Origin of the sequence: Nitrosomonas sp. (assembly GCF_021731985.1) — a bacterium.
In the GTDB taxonomy this organism is placed as follows: Bacteria; Pseudomonadota; Gammaproteobacteria; order Burkholderiales; family Nitrosomonadaceae; genus Nitrosomonas.
In genome coordinates this window covers 1-15,976 of sequence record NZ_JAKFWH010000084.1, presented here as the reverse complement: position 1 = coordinate 15,976, position 15,976 = coordinate 1, and the positions used below count along the sequence as shown (strand labels likewise).

12 protein-coding genes and 1 riboswitch are annotated in these 15,976 nt (G+C 46.5%); of the genes, 7 read left to right on the top strand and 5 right to left on the bottom strand.

Going from position 1 to position 15,976, the window contains the following annotated elements:
* Positions 1-2: 2 nt before the first annotated feature.
* Complete coding sequence (locus QZ942_RS12765) at positions 3-1,220, bottom strand: alanine--glyoxylate aminotransferase family protein (RefSeq protein WP_292996189.1); 1,218 nt, start codon at positions 1,218-1,220, stop codon at positions 3-5.
* A 499-nt stretch (positions 1,221-1,719) separates the two neighbouring features.
* Between QZ942_RS12765 and QZ942_RS12760 the strand changes: the two genes are divergently transcribed.
* Positions 1,720-2,193: a hypothetical protein gene (locus tag QZ942_RS12760; protein WP_292996187.1), complete on the top strand. Its 474-nt coding sequence runs from the start codon at positions 1,720-1,722 to the stop codon at positions 2,191-2,193.
* A gap of 222 nt (positions 2,194-2,415) precedes the next feature.
* Entirely contained in the window at positions 2,416-2,670 is a 255-nt protein-coding gene (locus QZ942_RS12755) for a helix-turn-helix transcriptional regulator (protein ID WP_292996185.1), read from the top strand.
* 45 nt (positions 2,671-2,715) lie between these two features.
* Here QZ942_RS12755 and QZ942_RS12750 read toward each other — a convergent pair whose 3' ends face one another.
* From QZ942_RS12750 to QZ942_RS12740, 3 genes are read right to left on the bottom strand one after another with little or no spacing between them, the layout of a single operon-like run.
* Positions 2,716-3,174 (bottom strand): hypothetical protein, encoded by a 459-nt coding sequence (locus QZ942_RS12750; RefSeq protein ID WP_292996183.1) that lies wholly within the window; start codon positions 3,172-3,174, stop codon positions 2,716-2,718.
* On the bottom strand, positions 3,149-3,760 hold the full coding sequence (locus QZ942_RS12745) for a hypothetical protein (protein WP_292996181.1): 612 nt from the start codon (positions 3,758-3,760) through the stop codon (positions 3,149-3,151). The genes QZ942_RS12750 and QZ942_RS12745 overlap by 26 nt, the downstream gene beginning before the upstream one ends.
* Positions 3,760-4,566 carry a TIGR04255 family protein gene (locus QZ942_RS12740; RefSeq protein WP_292996179.1) on the bottom strand — a complete coding sequence of 269 codons (807 nt, stop codon included), beginning with the start codon at positions 4,564-4,566 and terminating at the stop codon, positions 3,760-3,762. The genes QZ942_RS12745 and QZ942_RS12740 overlap by 1 nt, the downstream gene beginning before the upstream one ends.
* Positions 4,567-4,749: 183 nt before the next feature.
* Positions 4,750-4,855, top strand: a riboswitch (guanidine-I (ykkC/yxkD leader).
* Between the two features lie 64 nt (positions 4,856-4,919).
* On the opposite strand from QZ942_RS12740, the gene QZ942_RS12735 reads away from it, so the two are divergent.
* From QZ942_RS12735 to QZ942_RS12715, 5 genes are all read left to right on the top strand, one after another.
* Positions 4,920-6,356: an APC family permease gene (locus QZ942_RS12735; RefSeq protein ID WP_292996177.1), complete on the top strand. Its 1,437-nt coding sequence runs from the start codon at positions 4,920-4,922 to the stop codon at positions 6,354-6,356.
* Positions 6,357-6,381: 25 nt separating this feature from the next.
* Positions 6,382-7,107 (top strand): urea amidolyase associated protein UAAP1, encoded by a 726-nt coding sequence (locus tag QZ942_RS12730; protein WP_292996175.1) that lies wholly within the window; start codon positions 6,382-6,384, stop codon positions 7,105-7,107.
* The gene (locus tag QZ942_RS12725; protein ID WP_292996173.1) at positions 7,104-7,769 is read left to right on the top strand and encodes an urea amidolyase associated protein UAAP2; all 666 of its coding nucleotides are present in this window, start codon (positions 7,104-7,106) and stop codon (positions 7,767-7,769) included. The genes QZ942_RS12730 and QZ942_RS12725 overlap by 4 nt, the downstream gene beginning before the upstream one ends.
* Positions 7,770-7,832: 63 nt before the next feature.
* Positions 7,833-11,453 (top strand): urea carboxylase, encoded by a 3,621-nt coding sequence (gene uca / locus QZ942_RS12720; protein WP_292996171.1) that lies wholly within the window; start codon positions 7,833-7,835, stop codon positions 11,451-11,453.
* 110 nt (positions 11,454-11,563) lie between these two features.
* Positions 11,564-12,226 carry a thiopurine S-methyltransferase gene (locus QZ942_RS12715; RefSeq protein ID WP_292996169.1) on the top strand — a complete coding sequence of 221 codons (663 nt, stop codon included), beginning with the start codon at positions 11,564-11,566 and terminating at the stop codon, positions 12,224-12,226.
* Between the two features lie 35 nt (positions 12,227-12,261).
* Here QZ942_RS12715 and QZ942_RS12710 read toward each other — a convergent pair whose 3' ends face one another.
* On the bottom strand, positions 12,262-15,591 hold the full coding sequence (locus tag QZ942_RS12710; protein WP_292996167.1) for an EAL domain-containing protein: 3,330 nt from the start codon (positions 15,589-15,591) through the stop codon (positions 12,262-12,264).
* Between the last annotated feature and the right edge of the window lie 385 nt (positions 15,592-15,976).

The window sequence follows — 15,976 nt, the reverse complement described above, 5'->3', positions numbered from 1 at the left end:
TCTTAAAACATAGGTTTTTCTGCATACTTCTGATGCGCCGCTGACGCCGCAGCACCGCGTTCCACTTTCATACCCATGTCGAATAGAATACTTTCCAGTGCATTTAAGCAAAAAATCACGTTTTCTACGCGGCTGGAAGTACCCATCAAGCCGAAACGCCATACTTTTCCTGCAAAATCACCCAAACCGGCGCCAATTTCAAGACTATAGTCATCCAACAAGCGGCGGCGGACTTCTTTTTCATCCACGCCAGCCGGTACAAAAACGGAATTCAGTTGCGGCAAGCGATGTTGCTCCGCAACCACATAACTCATGCCCAATGTGGCAAATCCAGCTTTTAATGCTTCATAATTATACCGATGCCGTGCCCAGGAATGTTCCAATCCTTCTTCAGCCAGCATCAACAATGACTCATGTAGTGCATACAGCGCATTGGTTGGCGCGGTATGGTGATACGTACGGGTTGATGATCCCCAGTAATTCAACAACAAGCCGATATCCATAAACCAGCTATGTACTTTCGTCTTACGATTCTTAACCAGTTCGGTTACGCGCTCGGAGAAACTAACTGGTGACAATCCTGGCGGGCAGGATAAACATTTTTGGCTACCTGAGTAGATCGCATCAATTCCCCACTCATCGACTTTAATCGGCGTGCCACCCAGCGAAGTGACGGTATCCACAATCGTCAGGCAATTATACTTGCGCGCAATTTCACACAAGGTTTTGGCATCCGATGAGGCGCCTGTTGAAGTCTCCGCATGACAAAACGCAACAATCTTGGCATCGGGGTTCTTTTTCAGCGCATCTTCCACTTTCTGCGGATCAACCGGTTCACCCCATTTATCCTCCACAACGACCGCAACACCACCATGACGCTCAACGTTCTCAATCATACGGCCGCCGAAAACCCCATTGCGACACACGATCACTTTATCACCGGGTTCGATCATGTTAACAAAGCACATTTCCATACCGACAGATCCCGGTCCGGAAACCGGAAAAGTCATCCGGTTTTTGGTTTGGAAGGCATAGCGCATCAGCCCCTTAATCTCTTCCATCATTTCGGTGAAAACAGGATCCAAGTGACCTAAGGTCGGGCGTGCCATGGCATTCAGCACGCGCGGATGGGTATCCGATGGCCCCGGTCCCATCAGAACGCGCTGGGGTGGGTAAAATATTTTGATTTCTTTTTCTGGGCGAAAATCTTCGGTATTCATGAACAATCCTAAGTTAATAATGTAATCTGATCTATTTTTGAAAAATGTTGATTCTAACAAGTGAAACGAGAGTTTACTATAAACAAAGGTGTGCTCAATAAATTATCCTTATAGAAAAGCAAAGAAATTCGCATAACAATCTGAAATTTTGGGCTATTAGTGTTAGCTGGCAGTTTTTACGTTACACATTGAGATTATCTGGTCCTGCAAGACACTAGTAAAACATGGAGAGCACTGAAATTACAACGATTTCTTTCTTAAATAAAACAGAAAATTTGCAGATACTGGTTCATTCAGAGGATCGGCCTGCACTATCTAATCCTCCTCCACCCATGTGCAATACACAATAGCATCTGATACCATGCAATTTGTCTTTCGAAATTAGAATTCTCAGTTATTTGAATAATGTAGATCTGAATAAGAATACTTCCATCTTATGCGCTATCCCCCAAGAAAATCGATCCTGTTTCTGCTTTGTGCACTCCTGCTATCCGCTTGCATGACAACGCCCACACGAGAAGAACTATTAGGTCAGAAAGTGATTTATAGCCGCAGCAGTGACAAAAATTATCTTGAAATTGCGGAATGTCTAAAAAGCGAGGAAGGATTTCCTTTACCGAAATGGCATCGTCATACCTGGCGTGATATCAATACCTATTTTATCTACCATGAATCTTTCCAAGTAGACGGATACCCGCAAATGCACGATGAAGCTGCCAAGACCTACTACATTACTGAGATTCATGATCCTAAGTCTTCAGGGAACATCAACAAACCGATAACCCACGGCAATGGAAACTGGATCATGACGATCAAAGATACCGGTAATGCGCAAAACACCCAGTCCGAAATCGAAATTCGTAGCAGCAAAAATCTGCTGAGTGATTACCCGCCGGCCTCTTATACCCCGGATCCTAATGCTTCACTCTCTCAGCGCTTATACAAAGTGGAAACAATTGATCATTGTTTTTGATTAATATGCGATCTATGAAAAGTGGAAAGATATTGTAATAATTTCCTGCCAATAAGGGTTATCGCTGATTGAGGGTTCTTCTGATGAAGCGTTAAAAGGCGAATGGGATGGCTACCGGTCTTCACGGTTAAACCAGCAATATCGAGTCATTTATAAAATCATCGCCAATGAAGTTTATGTGCAAGTTGAGCAAGTATCGCCCCACGATTACCGGAGAAAAAAATGACTGAATACCAACTAGCCAAAAAAACATGTGATGTCACCGTAGGTGAATCCGTAAAAATTATTCGCGAGCTTCAGGGATTCAGTCAGAACGAATTAGCAGAACTTACCGGCATTCCGCAATCGACAATCTCTGCCATCGAGCATGACAAAATCAATTTAGGGATAGAACGTGCAAAAATAATAGCAAAAGCACTGAAGTGTCACCCTGCGGTATTGGTTTTCCCTGGATGGGATATTGAGGTTGCTGCATAGCAAAGATGATGTTGGGGTTCCTATCGTCACCCCAACCTACCGCGCTTATGGAATATCTCTGTTTAATATTAACTGTGACCAAGCGTCCGAGGCCAAGAGTTCAAGCAATAATGCATCATTACAGGGCATTGGTTTGATTTCAATGTGGGCTTTATTACAGTTATTTGGCATATAAACAACTCGAACTTTCTTACTTTTGTTATTTTTATTACATTCCGACAAGATATCTTCTACTTTGCCTATGGCAAAGCCACTCTTTGGCGTAACTTTAAGGCATTTGCGATTTTTATGAACTGCTTGGGTTATCTGGGATACTTGATTACCTGGGAAATACTCGAGCCAGGTTGATGAAATACCTTCTTCGCCATCACGCAAAGCAAAAGCTTCACCAAGGATACCAATAACATTATCATTCTCATCTTTTCGAAGTCGATTCCATGGAACATATCGCATGCCATGGTTGTCATTTGGAATTACATCATTTTTCTTGAGGGTCATTGTCAAACCAATTACCTGGGCTATAAGGAGCCAAGGCAGCAAGTAGGCGAGTTAATAGGATTTCCCCAGCAGCGCTCTCTCGAATTCCATTGAACTGACGACTTAAAACCCAGCGAACCTTATCTTCAGGCAAACATTCTATTGTTAGCTGGTCTTTGTCTTTTGTCCATGCCGCGATAATATTACCTTGACTAGTGGAACCGAGTCCAGGTCTGAGATCCGGGTTTATGAGGATAAGCATTCGTAATAATGTCGTAAATGATGCTTCAGTAATGGGTTTATCATCTTCTTCCCAATTCTCAGCATCTATTAAATTATCTATCTGTAGAAAAAAGCCTTTCCTAAAATCCTCCGACAAATACATGGCAACCTCTGCTGTCTTTCTTTTGCAAAGGGCTTTGGTGTGATCGAGCCTATCTTCAAGTGTCTCTGATACCTGGGGTTGATATTGTTGGTGCGCTGGCCTAATAAGACGTAATCCTTTGCGTGCCTTGTTAAACAGATTCGATATCTCTTCACTACCGCTTCCTGTAGAGGACCGATTATCAAATCCAGGGAAAGAAATATTTTGGGTCGCAGCTATAGTCGACATCAGTTTAATAACTCCTCTGTTTTCGATGTTATACACTGTTTAAATACAAGATTCTTTAATTCTCTAGCTTCCTCAAGTCTTGATATTAGACCTTTGTCATCAAGTGGTACTTTTTCAGTATTATAAATATCAATATCAAGCACTAGGGAAATCGTATCAACCAATACTGGTGGTTGATGAATAAACGAAGTAATGTTTGCTATCCACAATGGGTTAGGTGTAGGGATCGTAACTTGGATAAGATAATCTGTCATCGGGAATCCAGAGAAAATAGGGGCATTCGGATAAAAGTTCAAATAATCCATAATGCTAATATTCTGGAACTCATTGACTGGTATGTCAATTCTATTAATATAGCGAATACCAATCCGGTTGATATCTTGTACTTTGACAATTCTTTTCCAAATTTTCCATGCAAATGCCATTCTTTCATAGAATTTGTCCCATCCAGGGTAAGGTGCAAGCCGCGCTATGGTCAGAACCTGTGGTGCGATAATTGCAATCTCGGTTTGATCAACAGAAGCTAGGCGATAGCCTGTTTGTTTAGGTTGGACTGAAGACTCTTGTTTGCCATCTTTTGGGTTAAATGCTAGGCTAAAATTTATTTCTATGTTTTCTTTTTTATCTGGATAATAGTTTTTATTAAGCTTTCCAGCAATCTTCTTAAGAACGTCTTGATCCACGATATTATTCATTCGGATCTCTATTACAGCTTCAGTAATTGGTGGTCGGGCGTAATCCAGCATTCTTTGATTTAATATTAAATACTCACTTTGTTGTTCAGCATAACGTTTTATATTGAGCACACAAACAAGCTTTGGTGTCTATGTCGGCGTTAAGTCTTGCAATTTTGCAAATCCATACAATAACAGTGTAAATCATAACATCCAATTGCTTTTTCAAGAATACAAACTTAAAATGCCCTTGTTACTCGCTTTCTAAAATGCCAATTGAACGATTGGCAGCATAGCAACTCAAAAAGCAGTAATTCAATGGGAAACTAGGGTTCCGGCCGGTGTTATCTACGGCGTCAGGTCCAAGAGTTTCCGGTCTCGTGATAACGAGGCTCCACGGAGGGATAAAAGCCCGGGAGGTTAAGCGTAATGTACTCGAGAAGTACATTACAATCCCGGTAAACCCTTTTGCATGGAGACTGGTTATGTCAGGTTCAACAAAACAAATTGCTACTTCGCAAGATGTCCATGGGACAAGCGATACACTCAATCGCAGCATGAGTGTATGGCACAGTTTCACGCTCGGTTTTGCGGTTGTCTCGCCGGTCGCCGGATTGTATGCCATCATCGGTGTGCAAACTGTTGTCGCCGGTGGCGGTTGGTTTGCGGCGCTGGCGGTCTGTTTGCTCATGCAGTTATTGGTGGCGACTGTTTACGCGGAGTTGTCTTCACAATTCCCGATTGCTGGCGGTGCCTATAAATGGGCGCGGCAACTCGGCGGCGCGATCGCCGGGCAATATGCCGGCGTGATTTATATTTGCTCCACCATCGCCATGGTCACTACGACCGCTTATACCGGCGGCTTCTGGTTGGCCACTTTTTGCGGATCGCCGGGTGATGGCGGCGGCATGATGGTGCTCTGGGGTGTGATATTTCTGCTTATCTGCACATTACTCAATCTAGCCCCTGTCAGTATTTTCAATCTAGTGATCAAACTGGGTGTTTACGCGGAAGTCGTCGGGTCATTCGGCGTGGCGCTGTTATTATTTCTTTTCTTCCGTCAGCATCCTGTCATGGAATTGTTCCAGCACATGGGTACCGGAACAGCACCCAGTGAAATAGCTGCTTTCCTGGCGGCACTGGCCATTGCCGGTTGGGCTTTCATCGGTTTTGATGCGTGCTCCACCACCGCGGAAGAAACCCATCAACCGAAACGCATGGTGCCACGGGCAATTTTTATGTCGCTACTCGTTGTCGGCACAGTCGTTTTATTCAATTCAGCCGCGCTGATTTTGGCCTTTGATCCTGGCACATTAAAAAATTCCAGCCATACGGCCGATCCGGTTACCCCCTTGATCGCCAGCAGCATTGGCGATTGGTTCGAGCAACCCTTCCTGGCCATTGTGATGACTGCTTTCTTGGCCTGCGGTGCGTCCATGGTCAAATACACTTCGCGCATTGTTTTTTCCATGGCGCGAGAAGGCAATATGCCGGGGGTGCTGAGTCAAGTAACGGCGAGCAAAACACCGCGTAATGCGGTTCTCTTTACCGTTCTGCTGGCTGGCTGTGGATTGGTGTTTGGACTCAATGACGATGCCGTGGCCACCATCATCGCTTTCGGTACCGGCGGTTTATACGCCATGTTCGCGTTCACCACGGGCTTTGCATTGTTTGCCCGGCTCACAGGCCGGTGGAATCCTGCACTGGGCGAATTAAAACTGGGCGCATGGGGATTGGTCATCAATAGCCTGGCATTTATCTGGTCATTATTTGAACTCATCAATATCGCCTGGCCGCGTCCCTACGCGATTTCAGCGGATGCGCCCTGGTGGCAATTGTGGGCCACTCCGCTGGTATTAGGAAGCATTTTAACGATCACTACGCTGTATATCCTTTGCAAAAAATGGATAGCTATTAAGTGAAATCATTTTCAATAAGGAGTTCATCATGAATCAACCCAACACATTGATCTGGGAACAATCCATTCCAGGCGGATGCCACTGGTCTGGCATCCTGCGTCGTGGCACAACGTTACGTCTGACCGATGTACAGGGCGGTGCAAATGCAGCTGTTTTGTTTTTTAATCAGGAAGAAAAACTCGAACGCTACAATATGGCCGACACGCTGAAATCGCAGCACACATTCCGCCTAACCAAAGGGCATGCCTGTCATTCCGACATGGGGCGGATTTTTTGTTGTATCACAGCCGACACAGCCGGTTGGAACGACACGGTATGCGGCCTGAGTGATAGCAATTTAATCCGGCATAAATACGGTGTTGCACGCTACCAAGAACACCGCAATGAGATGGCTCGCAGTGGTCTGGATGGCATGTTGATCGAATTGGGTAAGTGGGGATTAGGGATGCGTGACGTCGTATCGACCATCAATTTTTTCAGTAAGGTAACTGCGGATGTTTCCGGTGAGCTAACTTTCCAGCCAGGGAACAGCAAGGCAGGTGATTATGTTGATTTGAGTTTTGTGATGAATACATTGGTAGTGTTATCGGCCGCACCGCATCCACTGGATCCCAAGGCATCTTACCAACCTGGCGCAGTCAATCTGGCGGCATTTAACACGCCTGTGGAAGCTATCGCAGAGTGTCTGCATAGTGCAGAAAATACCCGTGCATTAAAGAATACACAACATTTTTATTGTGGAGACGAAAAATGAATACGTCTTATCTCATTGCAAGTCCGCTTGATCCCCATCACGCCGTAATCGATGAGATCTGTGCGGCTGGGGAACCTTGGGTCAAGCTCGTTAAGCAAGGGCAAATTTTCCGCATTGTCGATCTGGAAGGCAATCAAGCCGTTGATACGTTGTTTTTTAACGCGAATAATGCTGTGGAACGCTACAGCGCAACCGATACGATACGCGCCCAGAATAAACTCTATTTAACCACTGGCAGCAAGCTCTACTCCAATCTGGGCAATGTCATGCTCACGATCGCAGCCGATACCTGCGGGCGCCACGACACACTGGGCGGCGCCTGTGCGGCAGAAAGCAATACGGTACGCTATGCGCTGGAAAAATTCCCGATGCACAGTTGCCGTGACAACTTTTTGCATGCCCTGGCGCATGACCCGCTTTGCCAGCAACTCGGCATGAATAAGCGTGATTTGCCAAGCAACATCAATTTTTTCATGAACGTGCCTGTGACTGAAGCAGGCGGATTGGAATTTGTCGATGGCATTTCCGCATCCGGCATGTACATAGAAATGCAGGCTGAAATGGATGTATTGGTATTGATTTCGAATTGCCCGCAATTGAACAATCCCTGCAATGCTTATAACCCGACGCCGATCCGTCTATTGGTCTGGGACTCTCAGTAAGGAATTAATCGAGTTGGATTAACTGAGCCCAGCTAATGATTCATCAAGAAAAAGGATAACGCTATGTTCGAAAAAATCTTGATTGCCAATCGTGGCGCCATTGCTTGCCGTATTATCCGCACGCTGCGCCGCATGAACGTAAAAAGTGTGGCGGTTTATACCGAAGCCGATGCCTTATCGCGCCATGTGACCGAAGCGGATGAAACTTACTGTATCGGCAGCGGCATTGCGGCTGAGAGTTATCTGCGCGCCGATAAAATATTGGAAATTGCGCAGCAAGCAGGCGCGCAAGCCATCCACCCTGGCTACGGCTTCCTCAGTGAGAAAGCCGACTTTGCTGAACAATGTATTGCGCATGGCATTTGTTTTATCGGCCCTACTCCGCAACAAATGCGCGCCTTTGGTTTAAAACATACCGCGCGCGAGCTGGCATTGAAAAACCGGGTACCGCTGCTGCCGGGTACCGGTTTGCTGGAAAACCTTGAAGCGGCGTGTCATCAGGCTAAGCATATCGGTTATCCGGTCATGTTGAAAAGCACCGCAGGCGGCGGCGGCATCGGCATGCGCCTGTGCTGGAATCAGGATGAACTGATCGGTGCTTATGAATCGGTCAAGAATCTGGCACAAAACAATTTCAAGGATGCTGGTCTTTTCCTGGAAAAATTTGTCGACCGGGCACGCCATATAGAAGTACAGATTTTTGGTGACGGCAAAGGCCAGGTCGTTGCACTGGGAGAACGAGACTGTTCCATGCAACGGCGCAACCAGAAAGTCATTGAGGAAACACCCGCACCCAACCTCCCGCCGCATCTGCGTCAGGCTTTGCTGGACACTGCGGTACGCCTCGGAAAAGCCATTCATTATCAATCCGCTGGCACCGTTGAATATATTTTCGATGCCGCCAGCGGTCAATTTTATTTTCTCGAGGTCAATACGCGCCTACAGGTTGAACATGGCGTGACTGAGGAAGTCACCGGTATCGATCTGGTGGAATGGATGGTACGGCAAGCCGCAGACGAGCTCCCTTCGCTCGACTCTTTCATTATCAAGCCCAATGGCGCATCCATTCAGGTACGGGTTTATGCTGAAAATCCTGCCAAAGATTTCCAGCCTTCCAGCGGCATACTGACTGCAGCGGAATTTTCTACTGCAGCACGTGTGGAGACTTGGGTCGAGCGCGGCATTGAGGTATCCGCATTTTATGATCCGATGCTGGCAAAAATCATTGTACATGCACCTGATCGTGACACAGCAATCGCCAAGCTGCTGGGCGTATTGGAAGACACATCGTTGCAGGGAATCGAAACCAATCTGGCGTATCTCAAACAAATTCTGCACAGCGCCGTGTTTCGCAGCGGACAGCCGTATACGCAATTCCTCAATGGCTTCCATTATCAGCCGCACAGTATCGATGTCCTGAATGCGGGCGTACAAACCTCGATACAGGATTATCCAGGACGAATCGGTTACTGGAACGTCGGCGTTCCGCCTTCCGGACCGATGGATAGTTTGGCTTTTCGTCTTGCCAATCGGCTGATCAACAATCCTGAAGATAGCGCTGGATTGGAAATCACCCTGGCAGGCCCGACGCTGCGCTTTAATTGTGACAGCATCATCGCAATCTGCGGCGCACCCATTGATGGGTTACTGGACAGTGAACCATTGTCCCAATGGCAATCTCACTTCGTCAAAGCCGGTGCGCTTTTGCAATTTGGCAAAGTGAAGCAATCGGGCAGCCGGGTCTACTTGGCTGTGCAAGGCGGTTTTCAGGTACCTGATTATCTGGGCAGTAAATCCACTTTTACGCTCGGTCAATTCGGCGGACATGGCGGGCGTGTGCTGCGCGTTGGCGATGTATTACATATTCAGCCCTTACAACCTTCTCAGCCTCATCTTTCTCAACATTTATCGCAGGAATTGATCCCGCGCTATACGGATCACTGGGAAATCGCCGTGTTGGTTGGACCGCATGGCGCACCTGATTTCTTTACGGAAGCGGATATCGGGCATTTTTTTGCCGCTGAATGGAAAGTACATCATAACTCCAGCCGCACGGGTGTCCGTTTGATTGGTCCTAAACCGCAATGGGCGCGATCCGACGGCGGCGAAGCCGGATTACATCCATCGAACATTCACGATAACGCCTATGCGATTGGCGCCGTCGATTTTACCGGCGATATGCCGATTATCCTGGGTCCTGATGGTCCCAGTCTGGGCGGTTTCGTCTGTCCGGTCACCATCGCCCATGCGGAATTGTGGAAAACCGGACAACTCAAACCAGGAGACAGTGTTCGCTTCCATCCAATATCGATAGAACAAGCGCTTGCACTGGAAAAACAGCAGAATCTGCTTATTCAGCAGCTTCGTGTTGATCAGGTTCCTGTTACCAGCGCTCATTCCAGAAATCCAGGCAGCCCAGTTCTGCATCGCATTCCCGAGCACTCAGGGCAAGTTCAAGTCACTTACCGCCAATCCGGCGATAAATATCTGTTGATTGAATATGGCCCACCCGTGCTCGATCTGAATTTGCGCTTTCGCGCGCATGCTTTGATGACCTGGCTACAGCAACGCATCGAAGCCGGGGAGCTGGCCGGGATTCTGGATCTGACGCCTGGTATTCGTTCGCTACAGATTCATTTTGATTCCAACCGGCTGGCTCGCGATACTTTATTGGATCTTCTGATTGCAGGGGAAAGCAAGCTGCCCGCTATCGATGCCATGGAAGTGCCGTCGCGCATCATCCACTTGCCTCTATCCTGGGATGACGCCGCCACACGATTGGCCATCGAGAAATACATGCAATCGGTACGCAGCGACGCCCCCTGGTGCCCCAGCAATATTGAATTTATCCGCCGCATTAATGGATTGGAACATATCGAGGATGTTCAACATATTGTATTTTCAGCCAGCTATTTGGTTATGGGGCTGGGCGATGTCTATCTGGGCGCACCCGTAGCCACGCCCCTGGATCCGCGTCACCGCCTTGTCACCACCAAATACAATCCGGCACGTACCTGGACGCCCGAGAATGCTGTCGGCATTGGGGGTGCCTATTTATGTGTGTACGGGATGGAAGGCCCCGGCGGTTATCAATTTGTCGGGCGTACAATACCCATGTGGAACCGCTACCGTCAAACGGCCGACTTCAAGGAAGGCAAACCCTGGTTATTGCGTTTCTTTGATCAAATCCGCTTTTATCCGGTCAGTGAAAGTGAACTGCTCAAGCTGCGTAAGGATTTCATTAGCGGGCGCTTCAAACTGCGTACCGAAGAAAGTGTTCTGAGTCTGAAACAATACAACGCTTTCTTACAACAGCATGCAGCCGGCATCACCGCATTCAAAACCACTCAACAAGCTGCGTTTGAAGCCGAACGGCAGCGCTGGGAAGCCAATGGTCAATCACAGTATGTCAGTGAAAATACGCTCGACGAAGCGGATACCCAAAGCGAACTAGATCTGCCACCGGGCGCACAAGCTGTCAGTTCCCAAGTAACGGGTACAGTTTGGAAGCTGCTGATCAAAGAAGGTGACCGTGTAGATGCAGGCAAAGCGGTTATTATGATCGAATCGATGAAAATGGAATTCCCGGTAGACGCGCCGCTCACTGGCACCGTGCGGAAAATATTTTGCAAACAAGGCGGATATGTCTCTGCCGGACAGGCACTTTTCGTTATCCAGGAATAAAATAATCATGAAAAAATTTTCCCGCTTGGCGACATCAGAGCCTTGCTGCAAAGCGATATCGGTTATTCTAATCGATAGTACAACCACCTACGACAGCAAAAGAACCCATAATGCAGAAAGAATACTGGCTAGATCGGTGGGAACGGAAAGATATCGGTTTTCATCAAAATGAAATCAATCCGTATTTGTGTCAATTTTGGCAGAGCTTGCAGCTTGCTCCGGGTAGTACGGTGCTTGTGCCATTGTGCGGCAAAAGCCGCGATATGCTTTGGCTGCATCAACAAGGACATACGGTTCTGGGTGTCGAATTAAGTATCGTTGCGGCCAAAGCGTTTTTTGCAGAGAATGGCCTGACACCCCAATGCAGGGTGCACGATCCATTCACCCATCTAGAAGCAAATGATATGCACATTTTGTGCGGTGATTTTTTTGATTTGGATAAAAATGATGTAGCAAAAGTTGCTGCGGTCTACGATCGCGCGGCATTGATCGCATTACCGCCGGAAATGCGTAAACGCTATACGCACCATCTGCTGCCTATTCTACCGCCTGCAACGCAAATCCTGCTCGTCACACTCGACTACCCCCAGCATGAAATGCCCGGCCCGCCGTTTGCAGTTTCAATGGATGAAGTTACTGCACTTTATCAACCGTACGCCGCGATCACATTGTTGTCACAGCAGGATGTGTTTGATCAAAATCCGCGTTTTCAAGAACGCGGCCTGAGCCGGTTACAAGAAAATACAATTTTGCTGAAAATATTGATCCCATAGCATGGGATCGAGTCAATCAGGATCGATAGTAGTCTTTATGCCTTGATCCGGCTGTTCTGTTCGACAAGCAGCTGCCCAAACGCTTGCTGCGCAATCGGGAGCGAATAAAGAAAGCCTTGTACATAGTCGCAGCCAAAATGAATCAGCAAATCCTGCTGCTCTTTGGTTTCAACGCCCTCGGCTATGGTTTTGATATCCAGTTTATGCGCCATTACAATAATGGCTTCTACCAGTGCCCGATCTGTTGCATTGTCCATCAACTGATTAATAAAAGAACGATCTATCTTGAGATAATCAATATCAAACTTCTTTAAATAAGAGAGCGAGGAGAAGCCGGTGCCAAAATCATCAATGGAAACCTCTATTCCATTATTGCGAAACTCCAACAGGTACTCTTGCACAACAGAAGAGTCTTTTAACAATAATCCTTCGGTGATCTCCACGTTAATGCAATTTCCAGGCAACCCCATTTTATTCAGGTGATCGAACCAGTTGCCATTATTCATGTGTTTAAACTGGATAGGGGATACATTCACACTAATTTGAATTGTATGTCCGTACTCCTGCCGCCACTGATTAATCAGGACAATCGATCGTCTAAACACCATCTCTCCGATTTCCACGATCAAACCGCTTTCCTCGGCCAATGGTATAAATACAGCCGGGCTGATCATACCACGCAGCGGGTGCTTCCAGCGTAACAGTGCTTCCGCCTTGATAATACGTCCACTGGATAACTCCAGGATCGGTTGATAATAAACGTGCAGTTCATTTTTTGCGATTGCTTGCCTTAGATCATGAATAAGCAGCATTTTTTCATGCGCTTCCTGCTGCATGGAAGCAGTAAAGTAGCAGAAACGGTTACGACCTTGCAGTTTTGCGGCATACATCGCCTGGTCTGCATGTTTCATCAAGCTTTTTATGTCAGCTCCGTCCTGGGGATAGGAGACGATTCCGATACTGGTGGAAATATAATGATTAATCTGACTGTGGCTAAAATTAAACGGTTTGTTCAGTTCCTGAATAATCTTACGGGCAAGCGCTTCAACCTGCAGAGGATTGTCGGCAGAATCCGTTACAATAACCGCGAACTCATCTCCACCCAGACGCGCAACCGTATCCGATTGGTCTAGACAGAGTTTGATACGCGAGGCAACTTCTCGCAGCAATTCATCGCCTTTGTCATGACCCAACGTATCGTTGATATCTTTAAAGTGATCCAAATCCAGAAGCAGCACGGTGAGTGTCGATTCATTGCAATACGATTTCTTGATCTCAAGTTCCAAACGATTCTTGAACAAATTACGGTTAGGTAAGCCAGTCAATTGATCATAATTAGCCTGCGACAGGATTATTTCATCTTTTTTATTCTTCTCGGTGATATCCGAAAACTGTGCAACATGGCAATGAACACGGCCATCCAGATGGCGAATAACATTAATACTAAGCCATTTGGCGTGAACAATACCGTCCTTGCGCAGATCCCAGATTTCTCCTTGCCAGCAGCCTTCATTTACAAGCCTGCCCCCGATATTCTGATAGAAAGCTTCATCATGCCATCCTGATCGCAATATCGTTGAATCCTTGCCAATAACATCTGCAATCTCGTAACCGGTCATCCGCGTAAAAGCCGGGTTAATTTGTATAATCCGGTTGTTTTCATCCGTGACCATGATGGCCTCATTGCTCGACTGATAAATAGTGGCCGCAAGACGCATCGAATCGTGCGCTTGCTTCTGCTGCGTAATATCCTGATAGATACCCAGCACTCCAATGATTTCATGATTTGTATTCATCAGCGGTACTTTGGAGGTCTCGATCCAAATGGTTTCTCCGGAGGCATTATTCAACGGTTCTTCATAGTACAGTTTCGGAATTCCTGAATTGATCACTTGCCGATCGTCATTCCGGTAGTGATCAGCCTGATCCTTCGTCCAACTTAAATCGTAATCCACTTTACCGATAATTTCCTGAGGTGATCCTATCCCTGCATCTTTAGCAAAAACAGGATTACAACCCAAATAACGGGATTCTTTATCTTTCCAGAAAATACGTGCCGGCATTGTATCCACAATAGTTTTAAGCAAGTTGCGCGATTCCGCCAGTTCCGATTCTTTCATTTTTTGATCGGTAATATTGGTAATCGTACCCACATAACCCAGTACATCTCCACTCTGACCGCGTTCTGCTTGTGCCAAACCCAGGATCCAGGTAACTATTTGTTCTTCAGTTTGCAAACGATACTCGCACCTAAACTGCTGATGATGTTTCACGGCCGCATTCCATTCATCGATCACTTTTTTCCGGTCATCCGGATGAATAGCGTTAGTCCATCCATCACCTGTAGCCGCCACAACATCCATACCGGCCATACTGCACCAACGCTCATTCACATACAGACATCTACCCGCCACATCGGTACGAAAAATACCGACCGGTGCTACTTCCGTTAGGCTACGGAAAAGCTGCTCATTATTGCGAAGCGCTATTTCCAGTTGTTTTTGCGGAGTGATATCAACAAATACACCATTCCACCGCGTACTGCCATCCCCCTCTCGTTGCGGTATCGCGTGACCGCGTATCCATTTCTCACCCGCGGAAGTTTGTACAGGAAACTCATAAAACCATGGTGTCAGCTTTTCCATTGAATCACGAATGGATGCTTCCATGCCCGGCAAAGCGTAACCAGGTATCCGTTGAAACAAAATCTCAACATTCGCCATGCATACGGCCGCAGAACATCCAACTAAATCAACAATGCCCTCACTCATAAAAGGAAGCGTGCGATGACCGGTCGCATCAACACAGAACTCATACACGGCACCCGGCATACTTGCGACAAGATTGCGAAAACGCCTTTCACTGGCTTGTAACTCAGCGGTGCGCTGCATCACTGTGTGTTCGAGATTTTCTTTGAGTGCCAGGATTTCTGCCCCTGCTGCTTTGCGCTCGGTGATGTTGCGGAATATACCGCGCGTGGCAATGGGTTTATTGTCTATAGAATATAAACTTACGTTACCTTCTACAACGATGATTTGCCCATCCCTTGTTTGGAATGGCACCTCGATTAATCCAACATCCTCACCCGCCATGATCCGTTCCATAAATTTCTGGCAATGTGCATGGCAATCCGGATGAATGATGTTAAAGATATTCAACGTAGCGACTTCTTCCACCGAATATCCAAGTGCTTCGCGCCAAGCACGATTCACGAAGAGAAAACGTCCGTCCGGTGCAACACTCTGAATCAAATCTTTAATACCGTCGAACAATTCACTTAGTTGCCCCTCGCTCAGAATAGTGGAAACAGGAATCGTCGCCTCACGGTTAGGGAAATCTGTTGGGCCTATCAAATCGCGAGTCATAGCATTGGTTTAGAAATAGAACAGTGATCCAGAATAATGACGGCAAGAGTTCAAGCGGAATAATCCATAGAAATAATTCCAATTTAAAATACAGTATCCTACAAACCATATCTTACACTAAACATACAGAAAATATTATAAGCATATAGTTTAAAGAAACATTCCAACTATCTTCTGATGCCCATTAGATTACAATATTCTTTCATCTTTATGCACAATAACACGAAGACTCGTTAGCTCTTACCGGCAAATATACTCAAGGAAACTCTGAATAAGTCCAAAAAACTTGTAAAATACGCGGTAGATCGTAACCACTGCAAGAGAGCGCATTGATGAAACAATTAGGATTGTCGATTCCATTATTTATCAAGAAACCAAAAGTAAC

Coding starts and splice junctions, on each gene's coding strand:
- QZ942_RS12765 (WP_292996189.1), bottom strand. CDS start 1,220: ATGAATACCGAAGATTTTCGCCCAGAAAAAGAAATCAAAATATTTTAC.
- QZ942_RS12760 (WP_292996187.1), top strand. CDS start 1,720: ATGACAACGCCCACACGAGAAGAACTATTAGGTCAGAAAGTGATTTAT.
- QZ942_RS12755 (WP_292996185.1), top strand. CDS start 2,416: ATGACTGAATACCAACTAGCCAAAAAAACATGTGATGTCACCGTAGGT.
- QZ942_RS12745 (WP_292996181.1), bottom strand. CDS start 3,760: ATGTCGACTATAGCTGCGACCCAAAATATTTCTTTCCCTGGATTTGAT.
- QZ942_RS12735 (WP_292996177.1), top strand. CDS start 4,920: ATGTCAGGTTCAACAAAACAAATTGCTACTTCGCAAGATGTCCATGGG.
- QZ942_RS12730 (WP_292996175.1), top strand. CDS start 6,382: ATGAATCAACCCAACACATTGATCTGGGAACAATCCATTCCAGGCGGA.
- QZ942_RS12725 (WP_292996173.1), top strand. CDS start 7,104: ATGAATACGTCTTATCTCATTGCAAGTCCGCTTGATCCCCATCACGCC.
- uca (WP_292996171.1), top strand. CDS start 7,833: ATGTTCGAAAAAATCTTGATTGCCAATCGTGGCGCCATTGCTTGCCGT.
- QZ942_RS12715 (WP_292996169.1), top strand. CDS start 11,564: ATGCAGAAAGAATACTGGCTAGATCGGTGGGAACGGAAAGATATCGGT.
- QZ942_RS12710 (WP_292996167.1), bottom strand. CDS start 15,591: ATGACTCGCGATTTGATAGGCCCAACAGATTTCCCTAACCGTGAGGCG.